The 17,322-nt window shown below is 47.9% G+C and carries 9 protein-coding genes; all 9 read right to left on the reverse strand.

The annotated features are described in order from the left end of the window. Positions 1 to 366 precede the first annotated feature (366 nt). Positions 367 to 1,962: a glycoside hydrolase family 31 protein gene (locus tag H8S65_RS08335; protein WP_186929528.1), complete on the reverse strand. Its 1,596-nt coding sequence runs from the start codon at positions 1,960 to 1,962 to the stop codon at positions 367 to 369. Positions 1,963 to 2,003: 41 nt separating this feature from the next. Continuing rightward, complete coding sequence (locus H8S65_RS08340) at positions 2,004 to 4,169, reverse strand: alpha-N-acetylglucosaminidase (protein WP_186929529.1); 2,166 nt, start codon at positions 4,167 to 4,169, stop codon at positions 2,004 to 2,006. Continuing rightward, entirely contained in the window at positions 4,166 to 5,737 is a 1,572-nt protein-coding gene (locus H8S65_RS08345) for a DUF4832 domain-containing protein (RefSeq protein WP_186929530.1), read from the reverse strand. Before H8S65_RS08345 ends, H8S65_RS08340 begins: the two co-directional genes overlap by 4 nt. A 1-nt stretch (position 5,738) precedes the next feature. Further along, positions 5,739 to 6,926, reverse strand: a complete 1,188-nt coding sequence (locus tag H8S65_RS08350; protein ID WP_186929531.1) for a glycoside hydrolase family 16 protein — start codon at positions 6,924 to 6,926, stop codon at positions 5,739 to 5,741. Between the two features lie 84 nt (positions 6,927 to 7,010). Further along, entirely contained in the window at positions 7,011 to 8,483 is a 1,473-nt protein-coding gene (locus H8S65_RS08355) for a RagB/SusD family nutrient uptake outer membrane protein (protein WP_186929532.1), read from the reverse strand. A 34-nt stretch (positions 8,484 to 8,517) separates the two neighbouring features. After that, on the reverse strand, positions 8,518 to 11,997 hold the full coding sequence (locus H8S65_RS08360) for a TonB-dependent receptor (protein ID WP_186929533.1): 3,480 nt from the start codon (positions 11,995 to 11,997) through the stop codon (positions 8,518 to 8,520). Positions 11,998 to 12,153: 156 nt separating this feature from the next. Next, positions 12,154 to 13,134, reverse strand: coding sequence for a FecR family protein (locus tag H8S65_RS08365; protein WP_186929534.1), 981 nt, complete (start codon positions 13,132 to 13,134; stop codon positions 12,154 to 12,156). A gap of 443 nt (positions 13,135 to 13,577) precedes the next feature. After that, the gene (locus tag H8S65_RS08370; RefSeq protein WP_186929535.1) at positions 13,578 to 14,120 is read right to left on the reverse strand and encodes an RNA polymerase sigma-70 factor; all 543 of its coding nucleotides are present in this window, start codon (positions 14,118 to 14,120) and stop codon (positions 13,578 to 13,580) included. A gap of 27 nt (positions 14,121 to 14,147) precedes the next feature. After that, positions 14,148 to 17,297 (reverse strand): hypothetical protein, encoded by a 3,150-nt coding sequence (locus tag H8S65_RS08375; RefSeq protein ID WP_186929536.1) that lies wholly within the window; start codon positions 17,295 to 17,297, stop codon positions 14,148 to 14,150. Positions 17,298 to 17,322: the final 25 nt, after the last annotated feature.

Raw genomic sequence — 17,322 nt, forward strand, 5'->3', positions numbered from 1 at the left:
TTCCTAACAAAAAGTTTCCGGAAACAGTGTTTCCTATGTATTTCTTTTCGGGATGGCCGCGGAAACAATGTTTACAGGCATAAGCGGAACAATATATAGCTGGAAACAATGTTTCTGAGCCTATTCAGGAGAAAAACAGGAAGAAACAATGTTTCCGGTTCCGTTCGGAATAGAAAGTAACAAGAAACGGTGTTTCCGGACTATTTCCAACCGGGAAGTAAAAAGAAACAGTGTTTCCGGCATGTTCCCAATCGGAAAGTAACAAGAGACACTGTTTCCGGGCTGTTTTTTTGAAAAAGGACCAGGAAACACTGTTTTTAGCTACTTTCTATTCCGAACGGAACCAGAAACAATGTTTCTGCGCATTTATTTTATTTTTTCAAACCAGGGAAGGCGTTCTAAAGGAGCCGTTACTTCGATCGTTTTCGGTCCTTTGAACTTTTTGCCTGCCTCGTCCACCCATACGCCTTTGGGGAGCATCACTTTGCGCGCGTGCTCTTTTGTCAGTACGGGGGCAACCAGATATTTGTCGCCCAACATGAACTGGTCCCTGCAATCGACGAATCCCTGGTGCGGGAACGCATATTCCATGTGACGGATGATCGGCTCACCGGTCTTTGCGGCATGATGTGCCTGCTCCAGGATGTATGCACCCATCTTCTCGTGCAGACGGGCATAATCGCGGCAAATCGCCAGATGCTTTTCATCGAGGATACGCCACGGGGCCACCGAGAACTGCATCATCGGCATCAAGGCGTGCACCTGGCAGGAACGGACAATCAGCTCCTGGTCGAGCTTCGTCTGGTCTACTCCCAGGAAAGAGCCGAACTGGCCTCCGCCGATCATATCCGGGCAGGCGTAGGCATATCCTAACAGACCGGCGGCAATCATGTCGGGGATCAGCAGGCCGACCGCGTTCCACGAATAATCCTTGTCGCCCAGACGCTGAACCAGCGCCTCGCCGCCCATCTTCCATCCGGCACGATACTCGTTGAACGGGAAATCCAGCCCGATCTTCGCCCAATACCGGCACATATCAACCGAAGTAGCCGACTTATCGTAAAACTCCAGTTCCGGGTCGTTATAATGGCCGATGTCACCGGCATCGAACTTGAAGCCATCCGCGCCGTATTTCTCCTGCATGCCGCGCAACTGTTGTTTCAGATGTTCGGCAGCAGCCGGATTGCTCAGGTCATAGCAGGCACTATAGCCGTTCCACCACGGGATGATGGCCGCTTCATTCGTCCCTTTCTTCTTGATCAGATACCCTTTCTGCTGAAGCTCACGAAACTCCGGGCTGTCCGGGCTGACGAAGGGGCAAATCCAGAACATGATCTTGAATCCCTGCCCGTGCAGGCGGTCGATCATCCCTTTCGGATCGGGAAAGCGTTCGGGCTTAAAGTCGAAATTGCCATAGTATTTCTGCCAGTTGTCATCCACCATGAACACGCCGACCGGAAAGTCATTCTCCAATACATGGTCCGCATATTTCAGGATATCCTCCTGGTTCTGGTTATACATCAGTTCAATCCAGGTATTGTACTGCGGCATGGAGAAGAACAGCGGGTCCGGCAAATCACCGGAAGGCGGGAAATGCTTGGCCGAAGCAGCCATATAGGCATCTTTCAACGTGCGGCCCGCCAATACCGGCTCCATCTTCTCATAATCGGAATACAGACGCAGCTCTCCATTCTCGACCTGAAAAGAAAACGGCTTGTCACTCCAGACGTACCGTCCTTCCGAAGAGAGCAGAAGCGGCACGTTCTGGTTGTTCAGGTTCTCGGCGGAAAGGTCGAACAAACGCAGGTCGCCTTCAAAAGGCATCTTCGATCCCAAGCCTACTGCACCGCCCCACCACTTCTCTCCTTCGAGAGAGGTTATTTTCGATTCGTACTTGCTCGCGGCAAAGCAGGGCAATGCCAGAAGAGCCAGCAAAAGAAGACAAATTGTTTTACGATTCATGATACATCAATGCTATTACGTTATTTCTTCTAAATGACTTGTTACTTTTGGCTTGATCCAAAAGTAACCGCAAATATACGTTTTACTGTCGGAATACAATCGCCTTCCGGTTCGCTCGGATAGACATTTGTTGCTTTCGTCCAGGGTTCCTCGATGGCATAAAAGTCGATCGCCGCCGGTTTTTTGCCATCCAAAAGATGCGCCTGATAGTCGAACCAGGTTTTCCAGCGCATATAATAGAAATCCTTCAGGATGCCGTTCCATTCGCGATGGGCATAATCACGCAAGCCCCCTTCGTCGGCGGCCAACCGGTTGCCCCAAGTCGTAATCTGCACACGGGCGTTCCATTCGTACAGGTTCTTTTCTTCAGGGGTATTTCCGAGGCTGCGGGCACGGGCGATCCAGGTTCCGACCTTAAATTCAGGACGCGTTGCCAGCAATTCGTCCTGCAACAGGATCAAACGCAGGAAACGGTCGGAAGCGTCCTTATACAGCTTTTTGTCGTCGGCGGCAAAAGCCGCCTCAACAACCTTCTCCGTCAGGCGTCCTCTCTCGGCGATTGCCTGGCGGACGATATCGACCAGGTCAAACTCGAAATTATTGTTTCCCTTGAACTCATCGGCTACAGACACCATCATGGCGGCAGCACGGATCACATCGTTCGGATCATAATAGTCTTTCATCTCCGACCAGCTCGAAACCTGATACGGATGTTCGGTAGGACGGGCACAGAAAACGGACTCATGGGTTCCCTGCTGCGTATTCGCGTCCGGGCAGTTATAGATGGAATTGCTCAGCAGGATCCAGGCTTCCTGCACAGTGGGATTGCTCTTTCCGTAACGGGCGACCGTGTACGCTCTCAACCACTGGTCCTTGTCGAAACGCTGCGGGCGCCAGGGCAGTTCCGTCAGCAGTTCGAACATCACCGGGTTGTTTTCGCTTCCCTCCATCGTCATGCCGACTCCTTTCAGGGTTTTGCCGAAGGGGCTTTCCTTCGCCTTATAGAACTCGTCGATCACATGCTCCATCTTCCCATGCAGCCCGATGTTTCCACCATAGTTCAGCAACATACAATAAATCCAGTCATGCTGCCCGAACCCGTCCTTCCGATACCAGGTAGATTCAGGATCTCCCCACTGCGGACGGCTTTCCGCGAATAGGTCCAGTGCGATCAGATCCCCCGCCTCCAAATTCCCGATCATCTGCGGACGCGGGTTCGCCTGCCATGCCTGGGCCACCCAGACGGCTTTCGGATTATTCTTCTTCATCGCCTGCATAATGGCCTTCCCGGCGGCATCCAGATCCACACCGGCCACACTTCCGCCTTCGTGGAACGGGTCCATGCTGTAATAGTCCGCTTTGCCGTACAGCTTGTTCATCTCCTTATAATATAAGGAAGCGATCTCCTCGAAACGCGGATCTGTCGGTTGCAAAAATGCCGGACGGCGATATCCGTTCCATAATCCCGGATCAGAGACATTCAAACCTAACTTTTCTTTTGCGTTATGGGGAACCATGCCGGAATATCCGGGAAATACCGGTTCGATGCCGTATTCACGCATCCGCTTCACGATCTGCTTCTGCAAAGCGATCTGCTGCTTATACCAGCTATCCGGATTCGGGCCACCCCAACCTTCCAGGTTGTTCATCAGCCACCAGGCCTGGAAACCGGGACCGGCCACAAACTCATTGATTTCTTCCTTCGTATAGCCTAACTTGCTCAACACATTATACCAGACGCCATCCGTCCCGACCATCGCCAACGGCAGGTTGATACCGTGCAACGCCATCCAGTCGATCTCTTTCTCCCAGCGCGCCCAATCCCAAAAAGCCATCGTATAGGAGAAGGTACAATAGTTGAAATCATAGCGGTACTTCATATCCGTCTCATGACGTTCCTTCTGCTTCACGACCGGCAGGACCTCCGGCAATTCGGCCTGCATGCCGTTCCAGGAAAGATGAATCCCTGCATGATATTTCAGATACCAGTTCAGCCCGGTCGCGATACTCACATAATTATTACCCCGGATCACGACCTTGTCGCCTTTCTGGTCGAGTTCGAAGAAGTCGGCAGGAGATTTCACCTGCTCAATCACAAATTTACGCGACGCACCTTTGTCGATACGTTCCAGCAACCCTTCAATAGGGGAAGCCGCTTTTACGGCAAGCACAACCAGCAGCATGCCGAGGATATGGATGATTTTCATTTGATAGAGATTTTATTCATTAAGATATTGACACCATACTTTCCGTCAGGCGACACCCACCACTGCATATCGCCGTTTGCACAACGGATCGCAAAACGATTGTCATACTGCAAACGGGCGGAACCGTCGGGAATCCAGAGGCCGAGGCGGTACGTTCCCTTTGCCAGGCCGGCCGGAATCTGCAGGTCGGCTGAAATCGTATGCAGCAGCGGAATGCAGGCACTATCGCCCGGTTCATACGGTTGCCAGTCATTCACATTCGCATCCGTCAAGACGACATGGCAAACCTTACCAGACTCGTCGATCAGGACCAAATAGACCGGATGCTCATTGAACAAAGTCGAGAAACCCCGGTTTATCAAAGATATTTCGACCAGATTAACCTGCCCGGCAAGCAAAGCCGCCGGAGCCGTCATTTCCTGCAACTCGATACGGTAACCGAGGTGGTCCCGGATATAATCGAATACATTCCGTTCCGCTACAGAGCCATCTTTCCTGGTGAAATATCCATCCGATACCGGCATCTTGTTTTCCCGCAGGAATTCTGCGGAAACAGGAGTTTCCTTCCAGTACATCATCGAATACTTATCTTTCGTATTCTTTTCCTTATAGTTATGAATCACGCTAAGAGAAGTGAAATGTTGCAGGAACAGTCGGCGTGCCGTCTGTAATCCGTCAATGATCCACCCGGCTTCGGGATTATCGGGATCCTCGTTCATACTCCAGGTTCCCCAAGGCAATTCTCCGTCAACCGGAAGAGAAGGTGACTCACGCACAATCTGTTCATAAGCAGGCGTGCCTTCTGACATTCCGCCATCCCACTGATGTTTTTTGATGACAATAAAGTCGTCATGGAAAGAAACCCGTTTATAATCGTCAGAAGCCGCATCCAGCAAGTTCTTATATTCGGGAACCCGTATCTGGACAGCCCGCCCTTCCGGTGTCATCCGGCAGATGTGTTGCAAAACAGTCCGTTTCGTGTCGTCCGACTTTTCAAGGCCATGAAAAGAACTGTGCCATTCTCCCCAAGCACCGATCATACCAGCCTGAACGACCTGGATCACATCTTTATTCTTTTCGAGGAAAGGTTTGAGTTGTTCCGTATGGCGAATGATGTCTTCCAATGTAGGACCGGTAGCCGCCCGCCCCAGAAATTGGGTTTCATAAGCAAAGCGGAGAACTGCTTTCTTGCCTGATGCCCGCAATTTGTCAAAGAAAATACCCATTGTCTCGAATTCCTCTCCTGTCAACTCTTTTCCGACTGCTCCCGTCAGATAGAAATAGGTCTGGACCAGGGAAACACTGTCGGATGCATAGAGTTCGGACTGTTCTTCCAGATAGGAGGTGATATCAGGATATTCCACGGGAGCCCAGACATAGTTCTTTTCCGTTACATCCAGTGCCACTTCAAGGCGGAATCCTCTTTCAGGGTTATACAGTCCTTCCATACCTGCCGGATCATCCGCATAAATGCCCCGGAAAGTACGATGATACACACCGGAACCGCAAGAGGTGAAAAAAACAAGCGTCAATGCGGCGGCCAGCATCTGGGTCGCTATATTTTTCATATCAATCGTTTTTAGTTGTTGTTATAATTAATGTAGCCTCCTGCCCTTTCAGCAAAGCCTCCGGCAGGCCGGTAATCTTGCCGTTCACGATAACCGTTCCGGCATCCTGAACCAGGCGGAAGGTTTTATCGCTCAACGGTTCCCATTCCACAAACTGTTGTGTTACCGTTCCGTCGTTATAATGCACGTTCACAAACGAAGGCGTGTATAACAACTCGCGCGTCACATGCCCGTCAATATCGCGCAAGGTAGCTTTTCCTTCGGAGACCTGCAAGCGCGCCGGTTCGATAGAAGTGATGCGCAACTCATTTTCCGGTACGGCCTGACAGCCTTCGGGTATCTTCTTGTACATGCGGATATAGTCGATATCGAAACTCTTCGGATACGGGACGGAAGGATCGTAAGTCCCTGTCCAGCCGTTCTTCGCTTTCCGGTTGTCATAGAAAGAGATAATCTGGATCAGCGGATAAGTGATCGCCGCCTTATGCGTCATCACCTGTATGCCGTCCACATATACAGTTACACCTTCCGGTGTCCAGTCAAAGCCATATACATGAAACTCTTCCGCCAATTTCTTATTGGCAAACCAGGGATGTTCCGTGTGATACTGGATCGTCGAGTCTTTCCAGCTATGCACGGTAGACCAGATACGGTCGACATCAGTCCCCAATATTTCGAAGATGTCGATCTCGCAACTCTGGTTCGGATCATCTTCAAACCCGATCAACCACCAGGCACAATGCACACCGCCCCCAGCTTGCATCTTGGCACGCATTTCGTAGTAGCCGTACTGGTTTATTTGCGTAGCTTCCGTTTTAATCGGGTGAAGGGCTTTCCTTTTCGGATCATAGTGGTGCATACCGGTACGGCTGGCACTCATAAAACCCGATATATACATACCCTTATCAAACTCATTTTTTGAATCCCGGTCGATCGTCAGACGGACCACTCCGTCTTTCATCTCGTATGTCGGTGTACAGACAGTCCGGTCTTTCGGCCAGGATGGCAGATACTCAGGAATCCATTTCGTCCGGTCGATCTCTTTCCCATCGAACTCATCGTGAAAGATCAAACGATAACCATCTTTTTCCAACGGGCTGGCGGGATAATCCTGCGCCTGTATATTTTGTAAGTTGACCGACAAAAGGGAACAGACAAGAAGTGTACTTAATAGATGTTTATTACTCATTATATTTACTTGTTTACGGAGAGAAAAAAGGCCGCAAATGAAGCGGCCCTTTCTCAATTAAATATAGACTCTAAAAGAATCGGATTAATAGCCTGGGTTCTGAATGATCTTACCCTTGCCTTCGTTGATTACAGCTTGAGGCAACGGGAATAAGACAAATTCATCTTTGGTAGTCGTACAACCGCGATCTCTTGCATTCTGGATAAACTGTCCGTGACGGATCAGGTCGGAACGGCGGACACCTTCGAACCAAAGTTCGTGTCCTCTTTCATCCAATACTTTCTGCAAGAAGTCATCTACACCTTTTACATCACTCATTGTATACGGATTCAGTTTGGCACGTACACGAACCTGATTCAACAGATCCAATGCCTCGGAAGTAACAGCATTCCCTTTACGTACGATTGCTTCAGAAAGCAAAGTCAGGACGTCTGCATAACGGTAAACAACCAGGTCGATCTGGCTACCGTCACCTGTAGATTCTGGGTCTTCACCATATTTTACAGGGACAGCTCCTGAATAAAGGTTACCATGCTTGGCAATATCGGACTCTTCATTGAACAGAACACCATCAGTACCTACATATTCGCCAACCAATACAGACAGGCGGTCATCTCCTTCCTCAAAGGTACGGTAGAAAGGCCAGGGAACTTTATAACCATCCCATTTCTGAATAGCAGTATTCTGAGTTGGATAGTTGCCCGGCAGTGCATGGTCATGCCACAATTGCAGAGCAGTTCCTCTTTCTTGCGTACAAGCAAAGATAATTTCTTTGTTACCTTCATTTTCGAGTGTAAAGATATCTGAATATCTGTCCATCAATCCATAACCATATTCAGCTTTCATTAATTCACGACCGCATTCTTCTGCTTTTGCCCAATTCTTTTCGTGCATGTAATACTTCATCAGAACCGTATATGCCAAGCCTTTGTCGAAACGTCCGAATTGTGTCGTACGGGTCGGCAGACCTTTCAGAGATTCTGTTAATTCTGTTTCAATGAAGTTTGTCATTTCTTCCTGAGTCGCACGCGGTTCGATGATTTCGTCCAACGGGTTTAGCAAATCTTCCAAAGTCGGAATTGGAATAGGACCATAGAAATCATACAACATGAAAGCCAACCATCCACGTCCGAAACGAGTTTCAGCTACCAGCAAAGTTTTTTTCTCATCGCTCATTTCTACTTTTGAAATACGATCTAATGTCAATGTCATTGTACCCAGATATTTGGCATAGTCCGTATAATTGAGAGTCGTATAATAATGGTTCGGGGTCCAGTTGTGAGTCGTTAACGGAATCCAGCTATCATTTACCCAACAACAAACAGCAATATCGGTTGACATATCTCCGATAACCTGGAAGCTGTGAGCCGTACTGAACACACCGCTATATTCCGCACTACGGAAAGGAGCATAAACACCCCCTACGACAAGGGCTTCTGCATCTTTTTCATTTGTCGGGAAGAAATCCGGATTGATCGCGTCGTATCTCTCCGAATCCAAATTAGTACATGAGGCTAATGCGCAACAGCACATTACTGTATATAATAATTTTTTCATGACTTTATCTTTATATTTTTATCTGTTTATACTATTAGAATGTAATATCTAAACCGAAGCTGTATGTACGAACGTTCGGGTAAGCCCATTGCAACTGTGAAGCATCGGTCTTATCACTTGAAACATCAGTTTCAGGGTCAAGACCTGTATACGGAGTAATGATAAATGGATTGTTTACATCAAAGTATACACGTACGTTTGACAAAATATGTTTGCTGGTCTTAATCGGAATATTATAACCTAACGTAATGTTACGACAACGAATAAACCACGTCTTTTCGTAATAGTAATCACCGGTTCCATATGCGCTCTCTGTTTGGAAATAACCCGGTAATGTTCCGTTCGGATTAGAAGAACTCCAAAGATCGCTGATAGAAGTCGGCTGATTATAACCACGACGCAAGTCATTTACGTTATTACTGATCCATGTTTTCTTATAGCTACCAGCAGACAATTTGTTAAACTGTCCATAGAAATAGATATTGAAATCAAAATTTTTATATCGCAATGTATTGTTGAAGCCTAATAAATATCCTGGATCTTTACTTCCGTAAATCACTTTATCGGCATCATCCAGCTTACCGTCAGGCTTACCGGTCTTCATTGGAATACCATGTCCGTCTACCTTAATGGAGCCGTCTGCTTCGTATACATAACCATCAATATCTTTAATTTTTACCTGTCCGGGCAGTGCACCCGGCATGTGGTCGATTGTTTCTCCTGGCTGAACCAGACCATCCGACAAATAACCTGCAAACGTACGGATATATCCGTTATATTCGCTATAAGCACTCGGTTTCCAGTTCGGATCACGTTCTTTCCACTTGTCACGATACAAAGAGAATGTCAAGTCGGAAGTCCATTCGAAATCTTTATTGCGGATATTCGTTGTATTGATTGTCAACTCAAAACCCTGGCTCTGTGTTTTACCAACGTTTGCAATAAGCTTGTTTACTTCGTTATAAGAAAGCAATGTACGCTCATTCAACAGATCCGAGATAATTTTATGGTAATATTCAGCTGTTACATTGATACGTCCATTCAGGAATCCTAAATCCAAACCAACATTCCACTCGCGTGTTGTTTCCCAAGTCACATTACCGTTACCCAGTTGATCCAGATAAACGCCATTGACCATAGAACCTCCGAAAATATTATTACGATTTCCGACCTTATAATAGCTGTAAGCCACATCACCGACATTAGAGTTACCGGTTTCACCATAGCTCAAACGCAATTTACCGTTAGATAACACACTTTTCAACGGAGACATGAAATCTTCTTCCAGGAATCTCCATCCGGCAGCAACTGACGGAAAAACACCCCACCGATTACCTTCAGCAAAGTTTGAAGAACCGTCCGTACGAATAGTAGCAGTTAACAGGTAACGATCCTTGAATGAATAGTTCACACGACCAAAGAATGAAGCCATACGAGATTTCGTAGCACTTGAACCGACAGTCGGACGTTTTGCATTACCGGCTCCTAAGTTATTGAATAAGAAGCCATCCGTAATAAAGTCATTATTCTTACCCGACAACATTTCATATGTAAACAACTGGTAAGAATGACCTGCCAATACCCCGAAGTTATGCTCACCGATCTGTTTCGTGTAGCTTGCCGTCAATTCCATTAAGTAATCAGAGTTATCAGCCTGAGCCACATAAGCAGAACCGTTTTCTCTGGCTCCGTAAAGAGTCGTAGTCGGCATATACTGTTTACGTTTCTGATAGTTACGGTCGATACCGAAGTTTGCTTTCAACAGCAAATCCTGAATCGGACGCACTTCAAAGAATACGCTTCCTAACAGGCGTTCTTTTGTTGTCTTGTCTGTGATATCCAACAAAGACACAGGGTTCGGCAAGAAAGAGGCATCAGAGTTCATAGAATAATCTCCATTCTCATCACGAATCGGTAATGCCGGATTGAACTGAGCGGCAGAAACCAAAATACCTGCATTTTCATTCTGTCCATCACCTAACGGCACATTATCATATTCATTGCGGGAAACATTCAGGTTTATACCCATCTTCACATACTTACTCAATTTCTGATCCAGATTAACACGGGCGGAATAACGTTCCATTGCGTTATTCTTAATCACACCGTCCTGTTTGAAATAGTTACCAGAAACCAAATATTTCGTATTATCGTTACCACCGGTTACAGACAGGTTATGGGAAGTCTGGAAGCCCAAACGTGAAATTTCGTCGAACCAGTTCGTATTATTTGCCGGATTGGCAATTTCTGATTCAGTATATTTAGGCACATACGGAGTCGCAACATCTGATTCCGATTTACCTCCATAAATTCCCACACCATTCGTACGCAACCACAACTCACGGTTATAATTGTTTGTTGCCTGCATGAAACCGGAAGCATCCAGCATTTCATACGATTTGGCAATCTGTTGAACGGAAGCAGAACCTGAATACTGAACTTTAGCAGCACCACTCTTACCACGTTTTGTCGTTACAATGATCACACCGTTACCAGCACGCGCACCATAAATAGCGGTAGAACTTGCATCCTTTAGCACCTCAATAGATTCGATATCGTTCGGGTTGATAGAACCCAGGATATTATCGGTGTTACCATCCTTATACTGGTTACCACTATCCAAAGAACCTGGCGTACTTACAGGGAAACCGTCGATAATGATCAACGGATCGTTACCGGCCTTATCTGAAGAAGCAGCACCACGCACACGGAAGGTAGACTGACCACCCGGCTGCGCACTGATTGTACTTACCTGCAAACCGGCAGCTTTACCGGCCAAAGCGTGGCTGATAGAAGAAACCGTACCGACAGGAGTATCATCCATCTTAACAGAAGCAACCGCACCTGTCAAGTCTTTCTTTTTCATCGTACCATAACCGACAACTACCACTTCCTCCAACGCTTGAGAGTCTTCTTTCAACAGAACATTGACTACGCTCTGGTTCTTTACAGCGATATCCTGAGAAATATATCCGATAAACGAAACCTGCAAAGTGGCATTAGCCGGAACTTCGATCGAGAAGTTACCGTCCATATCGGTAGTCGTACCGTTAGTCGTACCTTTCTGGATAACGTTTGCACCGGCAACTGGGCCGAAAGCATCGCTTACAGTACCGGTCACCTTGCGATTCTGCTGTGCAGCAGCAGAAGAAGCCGGAGCCGTTTCGGAAGTCAGGACGATGTGGCGGTCTTTGATCGTGTACTTCAAACCGGTTTTAGCGGCAATGGCGTCCAATACGGTCTGAATGTTAGCATTCTTTTCACTAATAGAGATCTTTTCATTCTTGTTGATCTCTTCCAGATTATAGAAAAACAGGAATTCAGACTGCTTTTCGATCTGTTTCAACACTTTTTCTAAAGTCTCATTCTTCGCAGAAACATTTAGAGTGGCAGTTTGTGCATAGGTGGAAGCAACCACGCTTGACAGACAAACAGCCAACATTAACACGGTTAATTTCATGATTTTTATAGTTCTTTTCAGGTTAAGAGAAACAACTATACGTTGATTATTCATATTTTTGAATGTTTTTAAGATTAAACACGATCCCACGGCAATGGGAGTTTAATTGTTCACACTTTAGAAGAGAAGATCCGGCAAGATTTTCTCTTCTTTTTTTGTTTAAGACTAACTGGTATTCATTTCTTTTCTAAGATTAGCAATTGTTTTTATTCAAATTTCTGATATTGTTACGTGATGATCGTCGATCGCATACCGGATCGGGATCGACAAATGGATAATTTCCATGATGTCCTTAATGCTTTGTCCGCGATAGAAAGTTCCCGTAAATGTCCGGTGGTTCAGTGCTTCCGACTTGACAGTAAACTGCACGCCGTAAACATGGCTCAACCGGTACAAAATGGCCTCAAGACTCTGTTCGGGGAAATAATAATATCCGGTAGTCCACGAAACGAACCGGTTGGCGTCGACCTGTTGAAGGAGGGCGGATTGCGTATTTCTATTATATATGAACTGTTCGTTTGGCTTCAAAATCGTAGGGCGTGAAAGATTCCGGGTTGTCAGCAACACGGAACCATCCAGCAAGGTTGTCGTCAGAAGCGAATCGGTCGGATAGGCTGCCACATTAAATTTTGTTCCGAGCGCTTCGATAGACTGTTCCTTTGTTTCGACAATAAAAGGTTTGTCTTTTTCCTTGGCGACTTCAAAATAGGCTTCCCCTTCCAGATACACGACACGCTTGGATTTACCATAACGGGAATCATAGGAGAAAGAAGTTCTGCTCCCAAGGCTGACGCGGGTTCCGTCCGGCAAGACTACCACATCCGCTTCAAGCCCATCTCCACCGACATAGCGGGTGATCAGGCCATCGTGTTCTTTTGAAGAAAAGATAAACACAGTAGAAGTAACGGCTGCGGCAAACATTGCCACAGCCGCATAAGTACTTATGCGGGTTAATAGGGGGAATCTTTTACGCTGGCGAGACTTTCTCTTATCGAGAAGGCGTAGCCAGCTATCTTGTATTTCAGAAGCATCGCGGGATGGGGCACAGGCTTCATAAAGCGCTTTCGTCTCGAAAAACAATTTTTTATTCTCCGCGCTTTCATTCACCCAGGCATAAAAATCGTCCAGGGAACGACCTTGCAGCCGTCCTTGCAAATACCCGATGATTAATTCTGAATGTTCGTTTTCCATTTTCACTTATTTATTAGATGTAAAGACAAAGTCGACGCATGGTTAACTTGGCTCTTACATATACACAACGAACGGGAAAGAAAAAGTACTCACAAGAAAAATGATTTTTTTATAAAATATTTTCATCATAATGATTTCAGGAAAATTCAAACAGGCTCTAAGTTGGTGTGTCAATATTCCCCTGTCCCCGCGCCGGCTCCCCCTTATTGTCATTTTTTGTAAATACTTGACAAGGTTCAAATGCCTATCGATCCCCTTGACAACCTGCAACAACCCAATTTTTTCCTTGCAACCAGTTGCCTGCCGACAATTGTCGGCAAGCCTGCTGACAGATGTCGACAAGTCTGCTCACAATTGTCGACAGGCCTGCTGACAATTATCGGCAAGCGGTTCGATGCCGACTTTCAGGGAAGGACAAAGCGAAAAAGAAACTTACAATCTCTCTATAAAAGGAAGATAAGCAGGAACAGATTCGAACAGTTCTTACGCAGATAAAGGAGGGAGCGATAGAGCAAGTTCTCGACCGTGCGGACGGAGAGATTCAAGCGTTCTGCTATTTCGGCCGCTTTCAGGCCTTCGAGATAGGACAGGCGGAAGACTTCCCGGCTTCTTTCAGGCAGCTCGGCAACCTTTTTCATCAACAGATCGAGGAGGTCTTTTCGCATGAAAAGTTCGTCGGAAGCCTCAAAAAAGTCAAGTTCATCCAATTTTAACTGAAGAGCACGGTGGTCGATGATCTCCTGTTCCATATTCATGCGGCGGAGGCAATCCAGGCAGGCATTCCGGACGGAGACATAAAGCACCCTTTTCAGGTCATTCTCCGGGAGGCGGAATACCTGCTTGTCCCACAGTTTCAGGAATACATCGTGAACAATATCTTCTGCAAAGAAGCCGGAAACGAACTTCTCCGCAAAACGCATCAACATCGGGGCATACTCCGTATAAATATGCTGATATTGATCTATGTCCAAAGATGTATTCCCCATATTTGCAAATGTAGAAAAAAAATCTAATTATTCATTAACAAACACTTCATGTACACCCGGCTTATCGAATTTTACAGGTTCGACCTTTCCGGTAATAGCATTCATACACTGGACAACATCGTTTCCGGTAGTCTGGACCTTGACCGCCCAACCGTTTTCTTTCTTGCAGACAGACAGGATATCCGTCGTATTGGAAGCCGGCATAACAGCTAATCCGTCAGCACAATGGATGGTCTCGACATGATAGCGGCGAACAGCTACCGGGAACTTTTTACCTTTATAGATAAAGGTGGCCGGGCGCTGATCCTGATCGCTCGCCCAATCGGCATTCAACAGATAGATCGTACGACGGTCCGAGTGGTCCCAAACCGTGAAACCGACGGAAGGAGCCGCCTCCATCCAGCCTTTGCAGGCTTCCTCGCCGGCAGTCTTGGCAGCAATCTCTTTCATGGCTGCCACGTAATCGGCTTTCAACGTTGTTTCGGCAGGATAGGCTTTCCGGGGGAAATAGATGATTTTTCCCAAACCGAAGGCAATCTCCGTCTTTGTTGCCAACTGCTGGTAGTTCTCTCCCAACATCTCACGGATAACCGCATCGTCGGCAGGGAAACGGACCGGCTGGTCGGGCTGCAACTCTTCATTCAGATGGGCTGCCGTGAGCAAAAGCGTTCCGCCCTTGAATACAAAATCGCGGATACGCAGGAAGTCATTCGCGTCGTAACTGTTCCATCCGAGGAAGATCATCGCCTTATACCGGCCCATCACGTCTTGCGGCGCTTCGACAGGCAGCAGATCGACCGTACCGTAAGGGGTGGAAGTAAACCAACCTTCCGGCCCGCAGCCATCCACGATATTGTCCGGATAGAAGACTTTCAGCAGATCGAAACTTTCGCATGCCTTGTCGAACTTCCATTTATCGCCCTTCTGCGACCACAGGCTGCCGCGGCCGAACGATTTCCAGGCGTCGTTACGTCCCTGGATCACGGCAATATTGCTTCTCAGGTCGCCGCGGCGGGAATGTGTTTCCACGAAATCGAGCATCTGATGCTGGGCAAACAAGTGTTCCTTGCCGGAAACGGAATAGCGGTCGTTCATATATTCGTCCGTCCACAAGGCTTCTTCCGTATTCATATGGGAAGAGCCGTGCATATAGGCAACAGCCAGCGACATATACAGACGCAGGGAGTGTTTCGGATCGGCAAACGGCCCTGAGCCCCATTGCATGGCATGAAGCGTCCCGTAAAGCGGACGGCTGTAGGCGCGGGATGCACCACGCAGGGAGGAAAGTATGATTTCTTCCGGCCCGTACATCTGTTCGGCTCCCAGCCAGTCGTAACCGGCTTGATACAGATAGCGGAACAGCGTGGACGGTCCCGTATGGCGCGTACTCGGGCCTTTGGAATAGCGGAAGTTGGCAACGAGCTTGCGGGCGCCGTCGGCCATGTCCGTCACCCCTTCCGGATCATAATGGATAAAGACGCCGTGGTCAGTATAAATCGGACGATGTTTGGCAAAGATTCCGCCATAAGGACGGTTGCGTGCCGCCATATCGGAGAAAACTCCCTGGTACAGGAAATGCTGCCAGTAATAGTAGCCGCCGTCATTCTCATGCGCCTGCTTGCCGCGGAACATCGGGGAGGCCAATGTTTCCAAAGAGGGATTGATACGGCTTCCTGCCAGCGTACGTCCTTCGACTTGCCAGGCATACGGGATTTTCAGTTGATCCAGCAACTGGGTGTAATGGCCGATTATGGCAGGATCGGCAACGCGGAAACCGCTCCACTGGTAGGATGGGCGGAACTGATACCAGTTACCGATCCGGTTGGAGATATACCATTTGAAGAAATAATCATACGGCGTATATTGCTTGTCAATATAGATTTCGTCACCGGACGAAAGGTAAATCTGCTCCGCTTCCTTGTCGATCACCTGGCGGATTTGCGCCTGTTCCGTACGGCTGCCGTCGTCAAACACCAGCGGGACGGCGTGGCCGGCCTCGCCTGCACGCATTTCCACGACATGCAGACCGGGGGTTTCAAACAGGCACTCCTGCTCGGCGGGCGTGGCAGCGCCGTTTGCCTTCACTTTGAGGCTGACATTCGGCTTGTTCGTTTCTACCAATATACCGAAAGAGGCGTTTTTGGCAACATATTCGGGGACGGAAACGACTTCGAAATCGCGTGCGGTCTCTTCGATGATCTCCAGGCCGCGCAGTTCATACGGATAAGCGGCGCGATGCGGCTCTTTCCGGAGTGTCAGCTTCATCTCGCCACTCCCTTGCAGGGAAGACGGAAGCGGGATATAGAAGTCCGCCACATCGGAAGCGCGGTCGAAGATGTTTCCCTCAAAGAGCGTCTCCCCGTTAAATTCGAGCTTCCACATCGGCCAACTGCGGGTTGCGAGGTTACAGCCGATCCAGTAGTTGTAGTTGTCCGGTTTTTGGGCAAACTTGGTGAATGGTATGGAGCAAACCGCTTTCTTGTTCTGTGTCAGGCGCGGAGCTTCCACCCAGCATTCGCCGCTGAAATGCGTCCCGCCGACACGCAGGAAGGCACAAGCCACATCTTCCGGCAACGCGAATGTCTCAGACACCGCCTGGTATTTTCCCGTACCTTCCGGAACCGGCATGTAGAGCACGGAATCCGGTTTGTCATAGATATCGTCTGCCGCCCGTCCCGGTTTCCGGTAGAACAGCTCGATCCCGACCCCGAAATCGCCATTCCCGGAAACAGCCAAATCCTGTTTCTTCACGACCGGCAATGTAACCGTCAGTTCACCCGCTTTCAGCAACTTACCGGAAATGCGGTAATAGGCGTGGCGTTCGAAATTATTGTCTTCGCCTTTGAAATAAAGCGAATAACGGTCTTTTTTACGGATCACCGAGTCCAGGTTGTCGTCAATATAAAACTCGGACCGGCGGAACATTTCTTCACCTCTGTTCTGGAAAGGGGCAGGCATCTTCACTCCTCCGATTACGCGCAGAAATTTCCGCGTCGGGATTCCGGACTGTCCGAACGTAACGGTTTCGGAGATACTCTGATCGGGTTGAAGCAGATGTGTTTTTTGACCTCCTGCGGGAGTAAAGACAACCGTTCTTGTCTCTTTCCAAGAAGAGGATGCGTATGCCTGAAGTACTGCAAAGACGATCAGGCATAGGGAGATACATGTTTTTTTCATATAAACTTAATACAAATGTTTTTCG

The organism is Parabacteroides hominis (assembly GCF_014287585.1).
Lineage (GTDB): Bacteria > Bacteroidota > Bacteroidia > Bacteroidales > Tannerellaceae > Parabacteroides > Parabacteroides hominis.

Coding starts and splice junctions, on each gene's coding strand:
- H8S65_RS08345 (WP_186929530.1), bottom strand. CDS start 5,737: ATGAAAAATATAGCGACCCAGATGCTGGCCGCCGCATTGACGCTTGTT.
- H8S65_RS08335 (WP_186929528.1), bottom strand. CDS start 1,962: ATGAATCGTAAAACAATTTGTCTTCTTTTGCTGGCTCTTCTGGCATTG.
- H8S65_RS08350 (WP_186929531.1), bottom strand. CDS start 6,926: ATGAGTAATAAACATCTATTAAGTACACTTCTTGTCTGTTCCCTTTTG.
- H8S65_RS08340 (WP_186929529.1), bottom strand. CDS start 4,169: ATGAAAATCATCCATATCCTCGGCATGCTGCTGGTTGTGCTTGCCGTA.
- H8S65_RS08370 (WP_186929535.1), bottom strand. CDS start 14,120: ATGGGGAATACATCTTTGGACATAGATCAATATCAGCATATTTATACG.
- H8S65_RS08355 (WP_186929532.1), bottom strand. CDS start 8,483: ATGAAAAAATTATTATATACAGTAATGTGCTGTTGCGCATTAGCCTCA.
- H8S65_RS08360 (WP_186929533.1), bottom strand. CDS start 11,997: ATGAATAATCAACGTATAGTTGTTTCTCTTAACCTGAAAAGAACTATA.
- H8S65_RS08375 (WP_186929536.1), bottom strand. CDS start 17,297: ATGAAAAAAACATGTATCTCCCTATGCCTGATCGTCTTTGCAGTACTT.
- H8S65_RS08365 (WP_186929534.1), bottom strand. CDS start 13,134: ATGGAAAACGAACATTCAGAATTAATCATCGGGTATTTGCAAGGACGG.